Source organism: Campylobacter sp. US55, from assembly GCF_004378955.1.
Lineage (GTDB): Bacteria > Campylobacterota > Campylobacteria > Campylobacterales > Campylobacteraceae > Campylobacter_D > Campylobacter_D jejuni.
The window spans coordinates 139,824-157,608 of sequence record NZ_RYYF01000002.1 but is presented as its reverse complement, the minus strand read 5'-3'; the positions used below and the strand labels follow the sequence as shown (position 1 = coordinate 157,608).

14 protein-coding genes are annotated in these 17,785 nt (G+C 31.9%); 9 read left to right on the top strand and 5 right to left on the bottom strand.

Annotated elements, in window-relative coordinates; translation table 11 throughout:
- Nucleotides 1–24: 24 nt before the first annotated feature.
- Nucleotides 25–1,332: a Na+/H+ antiporter family protein gene (locus ELQ07_RS02510; protein WP_134224677.1), complete on the bottom strand. Its 1,308-nt coding sequence runs from the start codon at nucleotides 1,330–1,332 to the stop codon at nucleotides 25–27.
- Between the two features lie 203 nt (nucleotides 1,333–1,535).
- Between ELQ07_RS02510 and ELQ07_RS02505 the strand changes: the two genes are divergently transcribed.
- Nucleotides 1,536–2,774, top strand: a complete 1,239-nt coding sequence (locus ELQ07_RS02505) for a sulfite oxidase (RefSeq protein WP_134224676.1) — start codon at nucleotides 1,536–1,538, stop codon at nucleotides 2,772–2,774.
- Nucleotides 2,775–2,776: 2 nt separating this feature from the next.
- Nucleotides 2,777–3,118, top strand: coding sequence for a monoheme cytochrome C (locus tag ELQ07_RS02500; RefSeq protein WP_134224675.1), 342 nt, complete (start codon nucleotides 2,777–2,779; stop codon nucleotides 3,116–3,118).
- 26 nt (nucleotides 3,119–3,144) lie between these two features.
- On the opposite strand, the gene gyrB is transcribed toward ELQ07_RS02500, so the two are convergent.
- The 3 genes from gyrB to dnaA form a co-directional block, all read right to left on the bottom strand.
- Entirely contained in the window at nucleotides 3,145–5,454 is a 2,310-nt protein-coding gene (gene gyrB / locus ELQ07_RS02495) for a DNA topoisomerase (ATP-hydrolyzing) subunit B (protein ID WP_002866804.1), read from the bottom strand.
- Between the two features lie 28 nt (nucleotides 5,455–5,482).
- Nucleotides 5,483–6,550, bottom strand: a complete 1,068-nt coding sequence (gene dnaN, locus ELQ07_RS02490) for a DNA polymerase III subunit beta (protein WP_134224674.1) — start codon at nucleotides 6,548–6,550, stop codon at nucleotides 5,483–5,485.
- Between the two features lie 159 nt (nucleotides 6,551–6,709).
- Nucleotides 6,710–8,032: a chromosomal replication initiator protein DnaA gene (gene dnaA / locus ELQ07_RS02485; protein WP_088303444.1), complete on the bottom strand. Its 1,323-nt coding sequence runs from the start codon at nucleotides 8,030–8,032 to the stop codon at nucleotides 6,710–6,712.
- Between the two features lie 95 nt (nucleotides 8,033–8,127).
- Here dnaA and ruvC point away from each other — a divergent pair, with 95 nt between their 5' ends.
- From ruvC to ELQ07_RS02460, 4 genes are all read left to right on the top strand, one after another.
- Nucleotides 8,128–8,610: a crossover junction endodeoxyribonuclease RuvC gene (ruvC, locus tag ELQ07_RS02480; protein WP_011050020.1), complete on the top strand. Its 483-nt coding sequence runs from the start codon at nucleotides 8,128–8,130 to the stop codon at nucleotides 8,608–8,610.
- A 198-nt stretch (nucleotides 8,611–8,808) separates the two neighbouring features.
- Nucleotides 8,809–11,382, top strand: coding sequence for a flagellar hook protein FlgE (gene flgE, locus ELQ07_RS02475; protein WP_088303443.1), 2,574 nt, complete (start codon nucleotides 8,809–8,811; stop codon nucleotides 11,380–11,382).
- Nucleotides 11,383–11,627: 245 nt separating this feature from the next.
- The gene (gene queF / locus ELQ07_RS02465) at nucleotides 11,628–12,011 is read left to right on the top strand and encodes a preQ(1) synthase (RefSeq protein ID WP_088303442.1); all 384 of its coding nucleotides are present in this window, start codon (nucleotides 11,628–11,630) and stop codon (nucleotides 12,009–12,011) included.
- A 140-nt stretch (nucleotides 12,012–12,151) separates the two neighbouring features.
- Nucleotides 12,152–12,799 (top strand): outer membrane beta-barrel protein, encoded by a 648-nt coding sequence (locus tag ELQ07_RS02460; protein WP_088303441.1) that lies wholly within the window; start codon nucleotides 12,152–12,154, stop codon nucleotides 12,797–12,799.
- Between the two features lie 27 nt (nucleotides 12,800–12,826).
- On the opposite strand, the gene ELQ07_RS02455 is transcribed toward ELQ07_RS02460, so the two are convergent.
- Nucleotides 12,827–13,456 carry a hypothetical protein gene (locus ELQ07_RS02455; RefSeq protein ID WP_052785408.1) on the bottom strand — a complete coding sequence of 210 codons (630 nt, stop codon included), beginning with the start codon at nucleotides 13,454–13,456 and terminating at the stop codon, nucleotides 12,827–12,829.
- Between the two features lie 320 nt (nucleotides 13,457–13,776).
- On the opposite strand from ELQ07_RS02455, the gene leuA reads away from it, so the two are divergent.
- Genes leuA through leuC form a run of 3 tightly spaced genes read left to right on the top strand, consistent with a single transcriptional unit; the run spans nucleotide 13,777 to nucleotide 17,784 of the window.
- A complete protein-coding gene (gene leuA / locus ELQ07_RS02450; RefSeq protein WP_070316609.1) occupies nucleotides 13,777–15,312 on the top strand; it encodes a 2-isopropylmalate synthase in 1,536 nt (511 codons plus the stop codon).
- The gene (gene leuB / locus ELQ07_RS02445) at nucleotides 15,309–16,385 is read left to right on the top strand and encodes a 3-isopropylmalate dehydrogenase (RefSeq protein WP_134224673.1); all 1,077 of its coding nucleotides are present in this window, start codon (nucleotides 15,309–15,311) and stop codon (nucleotides 16,383–16,385) included. Before leuA ends, leuB begins: the two co-directional genes overlap by 4 nt.
- Entirely contained in the window at nucleotides 16,372–17,784 is a 1,413-nt protein-coding gene (leuC, locus tag ELQ07_RS02440; protein WP_075888397.1) for a 3-isopropylmalate dehydratase large subunit, read from the top strand. Before leuB ends, leuC begins: the two co-directional genes overlap by 14 nt.
- The last annotated feature ends 1 nt before the right edge of the window (nucleotide 17,785 follow it).

The window sequence follows — 17,785 nt, the reverse complement described above, 5'->3', positions numbered from 1 at the left end:
AATATTTTAATAGATTTGCAAAAATTATAAAAACATGGCGATAATACTACCTAAAATCAATAATGGGCCATTATAAAAAATAAAAGTTGGTATGCAAGTATCTTTAATGTGATCGTGTTGTTTATCAGCATTTAATCCTACAGTAGTTCCCATGGTTGTTTCACTGGCTGGACTTCCTGCATCTCCTAAAGCTCCTGCTACCCCTAAGATAAATATAATAAGTGCTGTACTAAAACCAAGTTCCAAACAAATAGGACAAAAAAGCGTAGCTATGATAGGTATAGTTCCAAAAGAAGTACCTATACCCATAGTGATGATAAGTCCTATTAAAAGCATGAAAAATACTGCTAAAAATTTACTTTGCTCCATCCAAGGAACGACTGAATTTACAAGATCTACTACTGATCCACTTTCTTTTAAAACTTCTCCATATCCTGCAGCAACAAGGATAACAAAAGCTATAAAACCCATCATTTTAAGCCCATCATCAAAAACTTCATTGACTTTTGAAAATTCAACTCCACCCAAAATAACCATTAAAACAAAACCCAAAAGCCCTGATAAAGGTAAATTCATAGTCAAAATTTGCAAAATTAAAGTTAAAACAAGCCCAACTAAAACGCCCCATTCCTTACGCGTCATTTCAAGATTTTCTAAATCCACTTTAGCAATTTCTACTTCTTGATACTCTCTTGGCTTACGATAAAACACAAAAAGCGCTAGAAAAAGTCCTGCTATCATACAAATAGCAGCAAAATACATAGTATTTGTAACATCATTTAAAGATACACTTACATTATTTGCATTTAAATTATCTTTTAAAAGATCTTGAAAAGTAAGCCCAAAACCTACTGGCAAAACCATATAAGGTGTAGTAAGGCCAAAAGTTAAAGCACAAGCAACCGCTCTACGATCAATTTTAAGTTTATTAAAAAGACTTAAAAGAGGTGGAATCAACAAAGGTATAAAAGCCACATGAATAGGAATTAAATTTTGAGAAAAACAAGAAATCAAAGCTATAGACAAAAGCAATAAATATTTTTTATGAGATATAAAATGACTTACTATCTTGATCAAATATGCAGTTAAATTTGTCTTTGAAATCGCTGCAGCAATGGCCCCTAAGAGTATATAGCTAAGAGCTGTTTTTAAATTTTCTTTCATTCCGCTTATAAGTATATTCATAGTATCTACGAGTTCAAGATGAGAAAATACACCTGCAACAAGAGCTGAGATCAAAAGACTCAAAAGCACATTAAAACGAAACAAACAAAGTAAAGTCATCAAAACAACACTGATAATGATAGGATTAGTAAGTAAAGTCAAAATCATTCCTTAAATAATTTTAAAAATTTAATTGTAGAAAAAACTTAGTTAAAATGTAATAAAACTCGAACATATAATGATTTTATTTTAATATGCAAAATTATAAAAATAATTAATTTTTTTAATCAAAAAGATTAATATAATCAATTATTTAAATTCCTAAAATTTATAATAAAATAAAAAAATCATAAAAATATAAGGATATTTCAATGAAACAAAACAATCAAAAAGAAGATCGCAGAGATTTCTTAAAAAATATAGGATTTGGTTTGCTTGGTATCAGCGTATTGTCAAATTTTTCTTTTGAGAATTTTTTAGGAAGTAAGGCTTTGGCAAAAGAATTGCATGATTTTAAAATAGAAGGTAAAAAAGATCTTATCTACCATGGCGAAAAACCATTAACAGCAGAAACTGAAATTTATGCTCTTGATTCTGATTTTACCAAACCTGAAAATTTCTTTGTTAGAAATAATGGCTTACCACCAAGCCTAGAAACGATAAAGGAAAGACTTCATAAAGGTTGGACTTTAGAAATCGATGGAGAAAGCATTATCAATAAAAAATCTTACACCATAGAAGATTTAAAAAAGAAATTTAAAACCTATACTTATGCCTTAACAGTTGAATGCGGTGGAAATGGTAGATCCGAAGTTATACCTAGCACAAAAGGAACTCAATGGGGTTATGGTGCAGTAGCTTGCGGTAGATGGACAGGAGTACGTTTAAAAGATATTTTAAAAGATTGTGGCATCAAAAATGATGCGGTTTATATCGGATATTATGGCATAGATACAAAATTAAATGGTGAAGAAACTTCACCTATTAGTAGAGGAGTTCCTATTTCTAAAGCTTTACAAGATGAAACTCTAATAGCTTGGGCTTATGAAGGCAAAGATATTCCTTTAGTCAATGGCTATCCACTTAGACTTGTTTGTGGTGGTTACCCTGCAAGTACAAGCGGTAAATGGCTTTATAAAATTTCAGTAAGAAATAAAATTCACGATGGTGAAAAAATGGAAGGTTCTTATAAAGTTCCTGTAAATCCGGTAAAACCAGGAGATTTTAACTATAAAGGCGAGATGAAAATCATAGAATCAATGCCTATAAGATCTGTAATTACTAATATCAAAAATGGTTCTGAAATAAAAGCAAATAAAAAATTTGAAGTTAGAGGTAAAGCTTGGGCTGGAGAACTTGAAGTTAGTGAAGTTTATGTAAGCAATGATTATGGCGTAACATGGACTAAAGCAAAGGTAGAAAAACCATTAAATAGATTAGCATGGCAAAAATGGAGTGCTCAAATATCAATACCAACAAAAGGATATTATGAAATTTGGGCAAGAGCTATCGATAGTCAAGGTAACAGTCAACCTATGGTTTTAGCACAGTGGAATCCAGGAGGATATATCAATAATGCATGCCATAGAGTTAATGTTTATGGAGTTTAAGTATGAAAAAAATTATATTGATCTTAGCATTGTTTTTTAGTGCAAGTTGGGCTCAAAATCTTGAAATTAACCCTGATACAGGATTGATTATCGATCCTGATTCACCTTTAGTGGAAGCAAATTGTTTAGCTTGTCATGGATCCAATCTCATTACCAATATGCATGCAAGTAGAAAAGCTTGGTTAGCAGCTATAAGATGGATGCAAGATAGTGAAGGACTTTGGGAAATAGAACCTGAAGATGAAGAAAAAATTTTAAATTATCTTGAAAAATATTATGGAGAAAAATACGATACAAGAAGAAGAATTCCTCTAGCTATACTCTTACAAAACAAAACTCATTGAAGAAATGATTTCTTCAATGATAAATTTTACACATCTAAATGCTTTACATCTTTAGCGTGTGCTTGGATATAATCGCGTCTTGGTTCAACCTCATCACCCATAAAGAGATTAAAGGTATCATTTGCACTTTGTGCATCTTCAATAGTGATTTTTAAAAGTCTTCTTACGCTTGGATCCATTGTGGTTTCCCAAAGTTGCTCAGGATTCATTTCCCCTAAACCTTTATAGCGTTGTATAGTAGCACCTTTTTTAGCATTGGTTTCAACATCTTCAAGAACTTCTAAAATATCTTTATCAAATTCCAAACCTCTATCTTTAATCTTATCAAAAATATAACTTGCTTCTTCATATAGTGGATGAGTGAAAAGTTCTTCATTGATCACAAGTTCTTCTAAGCCATTTTGAGTTTGAACGAAAGCTCGAATTTCATTTTCGTTGATATAATGATTTAAGATATTGTGTCCTTGTGTTTCTAAAAATTGTTTGATTACACTAAATAATTCTTCATTATTTCCTTTAACTAAATTTGAATTTTCTATCATATAGCGTATCACAGAAATCACATTAAAACGCTTTTCAAGATCTTTTAAAATCGCACGATAAGCTGCGACGATTTTTAAATAATCTTTTAAATCATTCATTCCTATACCTTCATAGTTTAAACCTTCTATTCCCGTTTCTATCAGGTATTCGCTCAAAGCTTTTTCATCTTTTAAATAAATTTGCTTTTTAGCTTTTTTATAAAGATATAAAGGTGGTTGTGCTAGATAAATATGTCCATTTGCCACAAGTTCATTCATAAAACGGAAGAAGAAAGTTAAAAGCAAGGTTTGTATATGAGATCCATCAACATCCGCATCTGTCATGATGATGATTTTATGATATCTAAGTTTTGAAAGATCAAAATCTTCACCTATACCACAGCCAAAAGCGGTAATCATATTTTGAATTTGCTCAGATTTTAAAATTTTATCCAGTCTTGCTTTTTCAACATTTAAAATTTTACCACGCAAAGGCAGTATAGCTTGGAAAGATCTTTCTCTACCTTGTTTTGCAGAACCTCCTGCAGAATCCCCTTCCACAAGATAAATTTCACTTTCACTTGGATCTTTACTTTGACAATCAGCTAATTTCCCTGGTAAAGTTCCTACGCTTAAACTTTCTTTTTTACGCGTTAATTCTCTAGCTTTTTTCGCTGCTTCTCTTCCGCGTGCTGCCATTAAGGCTTTGTTCATTATAGCTTTAGCTTCGATAGGATTTTCTTCAAAATATTTAGTCAAATACTCAAAACTTGCTTTTGAAACTATAGGACGCACATAAGTTGAACCAAGTTTTCCTTTGGTTTGTCCTTCAAATTGTGGTTCAGGCACCTTTACACTCACAACAGCGATCAAACCTTCACGCACATCTTCACCCGTGATTTTATTATCCTTTTCTCTAGCACTTGCATTTGCTTCTATATAGTTACTTATCACACGAGTTAAGCCCATTCTAAAACCAGCTTCGTGTGTTCCACCATCTGGAGTTTTGATATTATTTACAAAAGAGAGTAAATTTTCACTATAAGTATCATTGTAAAGCAAAGCTACTTCAACATTCACATCTTCTTCATCTACGCTAAAGAAAATTGCTTTAGTTAAAGCTTCTTTTTTATTTAAGTCTGTAACAAACTGAGAAATTCCACCTTCAAAGTGAAAACTTTCATGTTTGCCTACGCGGTTATCTTTAAAATTTATAGTGATTTTTGGATTTAAGTATGCAAGTTCACGAAATCTTTTAGCCAAAATTTCATAATCAAATTCAGTCACTTCAAAAATTTGATCATCAGGCCAAAATTCTATAGTTGTTCCTGTTTTTTTACTTTTTCCTATTACACCAAATTCACTGATAACTTTACCTTCTGAAAATTCTTGACGATAAATTTCTCCATTTCTTTCAACTGTAGCTACAAGTTTTTTAGAAAGTGCATTTACAACAGAAACCCCAACACCGTGCAAACCGCCTGAAACTTTGTAAGTATCTTTATCGAATTTTCCCCCTGCATGAAGGACAGTTAAAACAACAGTTAAAGTTGGCATATTTTCAGTTGGGTGCATATCAACGGGAATACCACGACCATTATCACTAACTATACAGCTTCCTTCAGTAGTGATTTCTACATCTATAGTATCACAATGTCCTGCCATAGCTTCATCGATAGAATTATCCACAACTTCATAAATCATATGATGAAGTCCGCCTATGTTTGTATCTCCTATATACATACCTGGGCGTTTTCTAACAGCTTCTAGGCCTTTTAGGACTTTAATATTACTTGCACCGTAATTTTCTTGCATATTTTTCCTTTATCTTTTACTTGTTTTATTATAAAACCATAGGCATGATAATCATTGATAGTCCTTGGGATTTGACTATAAATGCTGAATTAGGTTCATTTATACTTAAAGTGAATTTTTCTTCTTCTATAGAAGTTAAGAAATCAAGTAAATATTTGATTTTTATAGTAAGATTAAATTCTTCACTTACTCCTGTTTGAATTTCAAGCTCTGTTTTTGCTTCCATATTGTCTAAACTTATACCTTCAAAGATAATTTTATCTTTGTTAAAATGAAGTTTCATTTTTTCAGTTACAACGCTGATTTTTTTAAGACTATCTATAAAATCTTCAGTTGAAAAGCTGAGCTCTTGTTTGAAAGTTTTTGGTATAACTTTTTCATAATCTGGAAATTTATCGTTAATAAGTTTTGTAAAGAATTCAAAGTTTTCATTTTTAGCGATGAGCATATTTTGATCATAAAAAATTTCTATTTTTTCATAGAAAAGTTTTTGCATTTCCATGATAGCCTTTTTAGGGATACTAAAACTAAATTCTTGATTATTTGCTTTTTCTAAAGTATAGATTGCAAGGCGTTTTGTATCAGTTCCTACGAAGTTAATTTTATCTGTTTTTATATCTAAAAATGCACCATTTAAGGAGTATTTTGGGTTGTTTGTATCAATACTTGGTAATATCTTTTTAAGAGAACGACTTAAGTCACTTGAATCAATGTCAAATTGGTTTTTTCCTTCTGTATTTGGAAAATTTGGAAAATCTTCATGGTTAAACATAGGAAGTTTATATTTTGTGCTTTTTTGTCTTATAAATAAGAAATTATCAATGGTTTCTAAAACAACTTCTTCATTGTTTAAGCTTTTAATAACATCTGCAATACTTTTTGCGTTTGCAGTAGCAAAACCACTTGATTCTACGCGGATTTTTTTTATCTTATAGTTGATACCTATTTCATAATCACTAGCTCTAATAAGAAGTTTATCTTCATCAGCATGAAAAAAAAGATGAGAAGTAATGGTGCTTGAATCTTTTTTTTCTACATAAGCATTACATAAAATCACTGCAGATTCTAAAGTATTTTTATTGATACTTAACTTCATTTTTTCTCCTTGGTTTATTTTAATTTTAAATTCGTTGTAATAATAAGCTTGTTGAAATTGTGAAATTCTTCAAAGCAAAATAATCAAATTTGTATTTTATCATACTTTGCTTAATTTCTTTTTTTCACACCCTAGAATTTATTTTTCACATCCTTTCACTTAACTTTGACTTTTAACAAGAATTTTGTTTTTAAGTTCTTCGATTTTTGCTTTTAAAGAAGCATCATTTTCTATCATTTCTGTGATTTTTTTAACATTATGTGAAATAGCTGTATGATCTTTCATTTCAAAATAATTTGCAAGTTGTGGCATAGTCAAAGCTGTAAGTATCCTAGCTAGGTAAATCACAATGCGTCTTGCTGTGACTATATTTTGAGTTTTTTTATTGGATTTCACATCACTTGGTTTGATGTTAAATTCCTTACATACCAAAGATAAAATGTCATCTATAGTGATATTTTCTTTCTTTTCTTTGATATGATCTTTCATCACACTTTTGGCAAGTTCGAGTGTGATTTCTTGTCCTAGTATGGTTGCATAAGCATTTAAACTTATAATGATACCTTCGATTTCTCTTATATTATCCCCTAAAGAAGTGGCGATATAGTTTATGATATCATTAGAAAGATTGATATCATTAAATTCACATTTTTTTCTTATGATGGCTATTTTTGTATCTAGTTGAGGTGGAGTTATATCAGCTATGATCCCATGTGCAAAACGACTTTTTAAGCGTTCGGTTATACCTTTTAGCATGTTGGGTGGATTGTCTGAAGTCATGATGATTTGTCCATCGTTATTTTTGATTTCATTAAATATAAAGAAAAATTCTTCTTGAATTTTATCGGTTTTTCCTAAAAACTGCACATCATCTATAAGCAAAACATCGCAGTTTCTATACTTTTCATGAAATTTATCTAAAGAGCCATTTTTTAAATTTGAAGTAAAATCATTGATAAAATTTTCACTTGTAGCGTAAATGACTTTTTTTCCCATTTCTAAGCTTGCATTTCCAACTGCTTGAAGTAAATGTGTTTTTCCAAGTCCTGTAGGCCCATAAACAAAGATAGGATTATAAAGTTTTCCAAGCTTGTCTTTATGTGTTATAGCTTTACATGCTCCATAAGCGTATTTGTTAGAATCCCCCACAACAAAACTTTCAAAAGTAAAAGAAGGATTTAAAATCGTGCTTTGTGCCTTTATATGAGCTATGTCGATTTTTGTGCTTTTGTTGCTTTGCTTAGCACTTTGTGCTTGTATGTTTATGATAGCTTTATTTCCGCTTTGCACTTCATAAAAATGCGCGATTTTTTTGCCGTATTTTGTTTGTATGAATTTAGCCATGAGTTCATTTGGAGCGTTAAAAACCAAAAGATCTGCTTTGCTTTGCTTTTCGTTGAATTTTAAATTTGATAGATAGTTTTCGTATTCGTTTTCGCTTAATTCTTTTTTTAAATTTTCAAGTATTTGACTTGGATTCATAATCTCTCTTTAAATTTTGCATAATGTATAAATTTTATCTTAAATTTCATAAAAAAAGGTTAAAATCCGCTTTTGTATTTTATTTTTCAAAAGGTATGAATTTGAAAATTTTAGGTATAGATCCAGGTTCGAGAAATTGCGGTTATGCTATCATAGAAGCCAACAAAGGAAAAAACATTCTCATAGAAGCAGGACTTATAAAGATAAAGCCAAGCACTTTACAGTATCAAATCACAGAGCTTTGTGAGGGTTTGGATTTAATTTTTAAAAACCATTCTTTTGATGAGGTAGCCATAGAAGATATCTTTTTTGCTTACAATCCAAAAACCGTTTTAAAACTCGCACAATTTCGCGGAGCCCTATCTTTAAAAATTCTTCAAATTCATGGAGACTTTGCAGAATACACTCCCTTACAAGTGAAAAAAGCCGTTACAGGAAAAGCCAAAGCAACCAAAGAACAAGTTGCTTTTATGGTAAAAAGGCTTTTAGGACTTAGTAAAGATATCAAGCCTTTAGATATCACAGATGCGATTGCAGTGGCTTTAACTCATGCGGCAAATTTGAGAGTTAGGGTATGATTTTGGTAATTTTCATTACATAAAAGCCTAAAGCTCCATAAACTCCTAAAATACCTTTAAATTTTTTCTATAAATTTTTAAAAAATTCATAAAAAATTTCAAAAGTTGGAACAGAACTTGCTTATAAATCTCATATAAACGCAAAAATTTCTAAATAAAGCGTTAAAATTTAAAGCAATATTTTATAAAGGATTTAAGATGATGAGATCACTTTGGTCTGGCGTAAGCGGACTACAAGCACATCAAGTTGCGATGGATGTTGAAGGTAATAACATTTCAAATGTTAATACCACTGGTTTTAAATACTCTCGTGCAGATTTTGGAACTATGTTTAGCCAAACAGTAAAAATCGCTACAGCACCAACTGACGGAAGAGGTGGATCAAACCCACTTCAAATCGGTCTTGGCGTTTCAGTAAGTTCTACAACAAGAATTCACTCTCAAGGTTCAGTTCAAACTACAGATAAAAACACTGACGTTGCTATCAATGGTGATGGTTTTTTTATGGTAAGTGATGATGGCGGACTTACAAACTATCTTACAAGAAGCGGAGACTTTAAGCTTGATGCTTACGGAAATTTTGTAAATAATGCAGGCTTTGTGGTTCAAGGATGGAATATCAACTGGGATGATCAAACCATAGATAGTTCAAGAAGTCCACAAAATATTTTCATCGATCCAGGTATGCACATCCCTGCAGCAAAATCAACCGAAGTGGCTATAAAAGCAAATTTAAATAGCGGTTTAAATATTGGCACTTCTAGTACAAATTTATACGGGCTTGACTCTGTTCATGGTTGGAATACGAAAACTAATAGAGCCGAAGATGAAAATGACACAGGAACTACTCAGTTTTATACTACTTCTAAAAACTCAGTAGAAGTAACAGAAAAAGGTGTGGATGCGGGAGCACTTTTTAATGCTAGTGGAACAGGACTTAATCTAAGAGATGGGCAAGGAATTTGGGTTTCATACGCAGATGCAAAATATTCAACCAATAAAGTAGGTGTAAGTGCTTTTGATTCAAATTTACAACAAAATCAAACAGCAGCTTTTTGGGGAAATGCAGATCAAAAAGTAACTTTAGACATTACTTTAAATGGTGTAAGAATTACAAATAATGAAATTCAAAGTATAGATGAAGCTATAGCTTATATCAATACTTTTACTGCCCCAACTGATACTAGAGATGGAACTGGGGTAAAAGCGGTTAAAAATTCTGATGGCAGTGGTATAGAATTTGTCAATACAAATTCTGATGGCACTACAGACAATATGAAAAATATAAATCTTGTAGTCGCTTCTACTAATACAGCGGGAGAACTTTGGAATGCTAAATGGAGTGCACAAGAACAAAAATTTACTTTTAATCAAAATGATCCTGCAATAACAAAAAATAATACTTCTTTATGGACAGCTACAAATATAACCGGTACTCCAAATGGTAATACAGCTATAACATTAACGGGTAAAGATAGAGTTGAAGTTATTACAGCACATAAGTATATCTATAGTTCAAATCCTGTGAATATAGGTCCTATGTATAATCCAGATGGTGGTCCTTCTTTCATTGATAATGATAATAATGCTACAACTAGACCAACTGATCCTGCTTCAGGAGCTTACTATGATGCGGTAAATGGCGGACTTTTAAATACAAATGCAAGGACTTTTAGAACTACAGAGGATTTAAGAGAACTTTTGCAAAGAGATGCTAGATATGGGGTGGATTATGATGGGAGTGGAGATTTTGCAGTAGCAGATATTAATCAAAGTGTAAAAGTAGTTGTAAATTCAAGCGGACATTTTGCTATCTCTAATGCTAATGAAACATCAACTGTTCCAGGAAATGCAATTAATAATGTTACAAATAATACTACAACAAATCCAAAAACAATGAGTTTTAATATTACGGCTTATTCTAATAAAGAAGGTACTGTAAGCACCAATGATGCTTTTACAGCCATCTTTAAAGCTTGGGATGGTCCTTTAACAGTAGGTGGATCGATCAAAGAAAGCGAGCAACTTAAACTTTCAGCTTTTTCAGCAGGACTTGAAATTTATGATTCTTTAGGTTCAAAACATACTTTAGAAGTGCAGTTTGTCAAACAAAGCACCACTCAAGATGGGGGTAATGAATGGCAAATGATTATCCGTGTGCCAGAACCTGCAGAGATCAACACTACAGGCGAAGGTCCTACGAACATCATCGTGGGTAGTGCAAGATTTAATAATGATGGATCTTTGGCAAGTTATACACCAAAAACTATAAACTTTTCGCCAAACAATGGTGCCGCACCAAATCAACAAATCAAACTTTCTTTTGGAACAAGTGGAAGCAATGACGGCCTTGTAAGCTCAAACTCTGCTTCAACTCTAACAGGACAAGCAACTGATGGTTATACTTCAGGAAACTTAAAACCTGATGCTATCCGCGTTGATGATAAAGGAAATATCTTAGGTGAATTTACCAATGGTAAAACTTTTGCTGTAGCAAAAATCGCAATGGCTTCAGTAGCAAACAACTCAGGCCTTGAAGAAATCGGCGGAAACCTTTTTAAAGTTACTGCAAATAGTGGTAATATTGTAGTAGGTGAAGCAGGAACAGGGGGTCGTGGTGAGATGAAAACCTCAGCTCTTGAAATGTCAAATGTGGATTTGAGCCGTTCTTTAACAGAACTTATCATTATCCAAAGGGGTTATCAAGCAAATTCAAAAACCATTTCAACCAGTGATCAAATGCTTCAAACCTTGATCCAGCTTAAACAATAATTTAAGCTTAGCATTCTATAAAATATTGTTTTTTGCTCCCTTAAAGGGAGCAAGCCTTGCTTTACAAGCCTATCTTGGTAGTCTTGTAATACTAGGCTTAGGCTTGAACTGCCTTCAATTTATTGCTAACTCACTCTTGCTAGGGGTGAGTTGCAATAAAATTGCATTTTCTTATCTGTATCATAATCGTTTTAAAAACTTATTTTGTTATAATTTTTGCTTGAATTTAAATTTAAGGAAAATCTATGCGTTATGGTGAAAAAGAAATCAAAGAATTTGATGTAGAAAATATGGAAATTTGGCCAAATGATGCGAAAAATGACTATATCATTAAAATCACTTTGCCTGAATTTATGTGTTGTTGTCCGCGTTCGGGCTATCCTGACTTTGCAACGATTTATCTTGAGTATATGCCTGATAAATTTGTGGTTGAGCTTAAGGCGATAAAGCTTTATATCAATACTTTTATGTATAGAAATGTTTCACATGAAGCAAGCATCAATGAAATTTATGATACTTTAAAAGATAAATTAAAACCAAAATGGATTAAAGTTGTGGGGGATTTTAACCCGCGTGGAAATGTGCATACGGTAATAGAATGTCGTAGTGATATAGTTGTTCCAAAATAATATTTGAGTAAAATATTCACATATTTTTATGTAAAGATTAAATATTTTATAAAAAGATCTTATTTAATCTTTGAAGAATATATAATATAAAAAGATCTAAATTTTTTAGATCGAATTTTATTAATATAAGGAGTTAGGTTATGAATAAAAAATTATTAAGCATTGTCGCAAGTGCTACTTTGTTTTCAAATTTGGCTTTAGCAGATGAGAATTCTGGTTTTTTTATAGGTGCTGATGCAGCTTTTTTACATACTAAAGTAAAAAGCGATCTTAAACATAATGGGAGTAAAAGTTCAGTGATCAATGGAGATATGATAGAAAATATTCCAGTTTTAGATTTGAAAATAGGATATCGTTTAAATCAACTTCATAGAATTTATTTTCTTTATGCTAATTCTGATGACTTTGATGATTTTATTACAACTCCTCAGTTTAATATAGAAGCTGATTTTTCTATAAATAAATTTTTATTAGGTTATGATTTTACTCCAGAACTTTTTGAAAAAACAAGAGGAGTTTTAGGTGTGTATTCTGGTTATGCAAGAACAGATATTGATTTAAAAACTTCGCGTTTATCTTTATCTAAAAAATTTGATGGTTTTGTTTATGGAGTTAAAGCAGGTGCTATATATGAGCTAACTGAACACAATGAAATAGAACTAGGTGTTAAAGCTGAACAAATAAGATATAATTCTAGAAATTTTTATGAAAATAGCATCGGATCAAATTTTTATGATCCTAAACAAACAAACTATAGTATTTATTTAGGATATGCTTATAAATTTTAAAAAAATGCAACTTTAAGTTGCATTTTATCAACCTCCACCGATAAAGTATTTTTCAACATCATCAAGTAATTTTTCACAAATTTGAGAATCTGTGCTTTTTTCTACTATAAGATTTATATAAGTTTTAGTATCTCTAAAGCTTCCTGCTGATTTTGAATTTTCGCGAGTGAGTTTTTGAGTATCTCTAGTGTATTCTATATTGATGTTAAATTTTAGTGCAGCACTTGCTTCACCTAAATTCGTTTTTACTACTACATTCATTTTAGAAGCTTTAGCGAGTGTAGCTTGGGTTTTATTTATGATTTCTTTAAAGCGTTGGCAAGATCGTATGAGCGTAGCAATAAATTTGTTATCAAGTCCCTCATAAGCTACTTTGAGTTTGTTTTTGATATCTTTTGTACTTTCCTTTTCAGGGGCGACAAAAACCATGTAAAAACCGTTTTTTATAGCTACATTGTCTGTTTTTACATCGCGTCCACTTGACATAACTTTAACATAAATGGCATTATCAAGATAAACACGATCTACCATAGGGCCATAAATTTCGTATTCTTTTTTTCGGACTATGACTTCACGGGCTAGCATATTTAATTTTACATTGGCTTCGTGAATAACAGGTTCCATTTCTTTTTTAATCTCTAAGAGTTCTTTTAACATCAACATCCTTTTTGTTACTTAAAATTACAATTATATCAATAATTTTCTTAATTTAAGAATTTTACAAATACATTTACTAAAAATATGATACATTAAGGATTGATTTTAAACAAAGGAGGAAAAGATGAAACAAATTTTTGAAATTTCAAATTCAGTCCAACAAAAAAGTAAAGATACTTTTAATCTACTACTGCAACTCTCACTCTAAAACTCAATTTTATTTTTAATCATATTTTATATTTTTAAGTTTTTATCATTGTTTGTCAAGTTTTTGAATTTTTTAAATTCATTTAGTCTGTTTGGTTTTAAAGGATTAAATCATGAAAGATAATAAAATCATAATCTTTGATACCACTTTGCGTGATGGAGAACAAGCTTTAGGCAGTTCTTTGGGTATCAATCAAAAATTACAAATTGCTTTAGCGCTTGAAAATTTAGGCGTAGATGTGATAGAAGCAGGTTTTCCGGTATCTTCACAAGGGGATTTTAAAGCGGTGCAAAATATCGCTTCTAAGGTTAAAAATTCAACCATTTGTGCACTTTCTAGGGCATTGGATAAAGATATAGATATGGCTTATGAAGCTTTAAAAGTGGCAAAGCATTTTAGAATTCATACTTTTATAGCCACTTCGACTTTACATATACAAGATAAATTAAAAAAAGATTTTGATGAAATTTTGTCTATGGCAAAAAGAGCGATTATAAGAGCAAGATCTTATACTGATGATGTAGAATTTTCATGTGAAGATGCAGGAAGAACTCCTATAGACAATCTTTGTTTTATGGTAGAAAATGCGATAAAAGCAGGCGCTAAAACCATAAATATCCCAGATACTGTGGGCTATACCTTGCCAAGTGAATTTGCTAATATCATCAAAATTTTATTTAACAAAGTGTCAAATATAGACAAAGCTATCATTTCTGTGCATTGTCACAATGACTTAGGTATGGCAACGGGCAATAGTTTAAGTGCTATTTTACAAGGTGCAAGACAGATAGAGTGCACTATAAATGGACTTGGCGAAAGGGCGGGCAATTGCGCTTTAGAAGAAGTGGTTATGGCGATAAGAACTAGGAAAGATTATTTAAAAGGTTTTTATACTGATATTAAATGTGAAAATATCTCTAAAACTTCAAAATTAGTTTCAGCTATCACTAATGAAAGCATACCTTCGCATAAAGCTATAGTTGGTAGCAATGCGTTTTCTCATAGTTCAGGCATTCATCAAGATGGAGTGCTTAAAAATAGGCAAACTTACGAGATCATAAGCCCTAGTGCCATAGGAATTCATGAAAATCGTATGTTAATGACGGCAAGAAGCGGGAGGGCTATGATAAAAACTTGCCTTGAAAATTTAGGCTATGATGAAAATGCTTATAATTTAGATGATGTTTATGAGCGTTTTTTACGCCTTGCGGATAAAAAGGGTCAAGTGTATGATTATGATTTAGAAGCTTTGATGTTTTTAAGCTATGAAAATGAAGAAGAAAATGAATTTATACTTGAAAAATTAAGCGTGATTAGTGGCAATATCCCAACCGCTTGTGTTTGTATGCGTATTAAAGAAGAGCTAAAAACTGAAGTTTGCACAGGAAATGGTCCTGTTGAAGCAGTTTTTAACTGCATTACTAGGATAACAAATTTAAAGCCCGTACTAAAAGCTTATAGTATCAATGCAAAAAGTTCAGGGGTAGATGCTCAAGGACAAGTGGATGTGGATTTGGAATTTAAAGGGAGACAATTCCATGGAAAAGGACTTTCAACAGATGTTATAGAAGCTTCAGCACAAGCTTTTGTGAGTGCTTATAATGCGATTTATCGCTCTTTAAAAGTAGAAGAAAGGAAAATGGCATGAAAACTTATAAAGTAGCTGTCCTAGCAGGAGATGGCATAGGGCCTTTGGTAATGAAAGAAGCTTTAAAAATTTTAACTTTTATCGCACAAAAATACAATTTTAATTTTGAATTTAACGAAGCTAAAATAGGTGGTGCAAGTATAGATGCTTATGGAGTGGCTTTAAGTGATGAAACTTTAAAGCTTTGTGAGCAAAGTGATGCGATTTTATTTGGTTCTGTGGGTGGGCCTAAGTGGGATAATTTGCCCATAGATCAAAGACCTGAAAGAGCCTCGCTTTTGCCTTTAAGAAAGCATTTTAATTTGTTTGCAAATTTGCGTCCTTGTAAAATTTATGAAAGTTTAACTCATGTTTCACCTTTAAAAAATGAGATTATCCAAAAAGGAGTGGATATTTTATGTGTTAGAGAACTTACAGGTGGGATTTATTTTGGTAAGCAAGATTTAGGCAAAGAAAGTGCGTATGATACTGAAATTTACACTAAAAAAGAGATAGAAAGGATAGCTCATATCGCTTTTGAAAGTGCAAAAATAAGAAAGAAAAAAGTACATTTAATCGATAAGGCGAATGTTTTAGCAAGTTCTATTTTGTGGCGAGAAGTGGTGGCAAATGTTGCAAAAGATTATCAAGATATAAACTTAGAGTACATATATGTGGATAATGCTGCGATGCAGATTGTAAAAAATCCTAGCATTTTTGATGTTATGCTTTGTTCAAATCTTTTTGGTGATATTTTGAGTGATGAGTTAGCTGCTATTAATGGATCTTTAGGTTTGTTAAGTTCAGCAAGTTTAAATGATAAAGGTTTTGGACTTTATGAGCCAGCAGGTGGAAGTGCACCTGATATAGCTCATTTAAATATAGCCAATCCCATAGCTCAAATTTTAAGTGCAGCTTTAATGTTAAAGTATAGTTTCAAAGAAGAACAAGCCGCACAGGATATAGAAAATGCTATATCTTTAGCATTGAAACAAGGAAAAATGACTAAGGATTTAAATGCTAAGTCGTATTTAAATACCGATGAAATGGGGGATTATATTTTAGAAATTTTAAAGGAGAATAACAATGGCTAAAACTTTATATGAAAAAGTCTTTGATGCTCATGTGGTTTATGAAGGCAAAAACGAACTTCCTATACTTTATATCGATAGACATTTAATCCATGAAGTAACAAGCCCTCAAGCATTTTCAGGACTTAAAATGGCTAAGCGTAGAATGGCAAGAGCGGATTTAACTTTGGCTACTATAGATCATGATGTTTCAACTAAAAGTGTAGATTTAAATGCTTGCTCTGATATGGCAAAAGAGCAAATTACAACTTTGATGCAAAATACTAAGGAATTTGGAGTAAGACTTTTAGGACTTGGAGATAAAAATCAAGGCATAGTTCATATAGTAAGCCCTGAGCTTGGCTTTACTTTACCTGGGGTTACTTTAGTTTGCGGGGATTCTCATACAGCAACTCATGGAGCTTTTGGAGCTTTAGCTTTTGGTATAGGCACAAGTGAAGTAGAACATGTCATGGCAACGCAAACTTTAAAACAAGCCAAACTTAAAACTATGAAAATCGAATGTAAAGGGCAGTTTCAAAAAGGCGTTTATGCTAAGGATTTGATTTTATATTTGATCGCACAATACGGCACGGCAAAAGGCACAGGCTATGCTATAGAATTTTGCGGAGAACTTATAAAAAATTTAAGCATGGAAGCTAGAATGACTCTTTGTAATATGGCTATAGAATTTGGAGCGAAAGTAGGTATGATAGCTCCTGATGAGATCACTTTTGAGTATATTAAGGGAAAGGAATTTACACCTAAAGGAGAAGAATTTCAAAAGCATTGTGAGTATTGGAAGAGTTTAAGAAGTGATGAAGGAGCAAAATATGATGAGAGTATTACTCTAGATGTAAGCAAGATAAAACCACAAATTAGCTATGGAACAAATCCTTCGCAAGTGATTGGCATAGATGAAAAAATTCCAAAAATAAGCGATTTTAAAAATCAAAGTGAGCAAAAATCTTTGCTTGATGCTTTATCTTATGTAAATTTAGAGCAAGATCAAGTTATAGAAGGGGTAAAAATCGACATTGTATTTATAGGATCTTGCACAAATGGGCGCTTAGAAGATCTTAAAATAGCCGCTGATATCTTAAAAGGGCATAAAATTCATAAAAATGTTAAAGCTTTAATCGTGCCTGGTTCAATGCAAGTAAGAAAAGAAGCTGAAAATTTAGGACTTGATAAGATTTTTATCGAGGCAGGGTGTGAGTGGAGATATGCAGGGTGTTCTATGTGTCTAGGCATGAATGATGACAAGGCAAATTCAGGTCAAAGAGTTGCTTCAACTTCAAATCGTAACTTTGTAGGCAGACAAGGTAAAGGTTCTATCACTCATTTGATGAGTCCTGCAAGTGCGGCAGCTTGTGCCATAGAAGGTGTTATTTGTGATAATAGAAAGTATTTAGGAGTCTAAT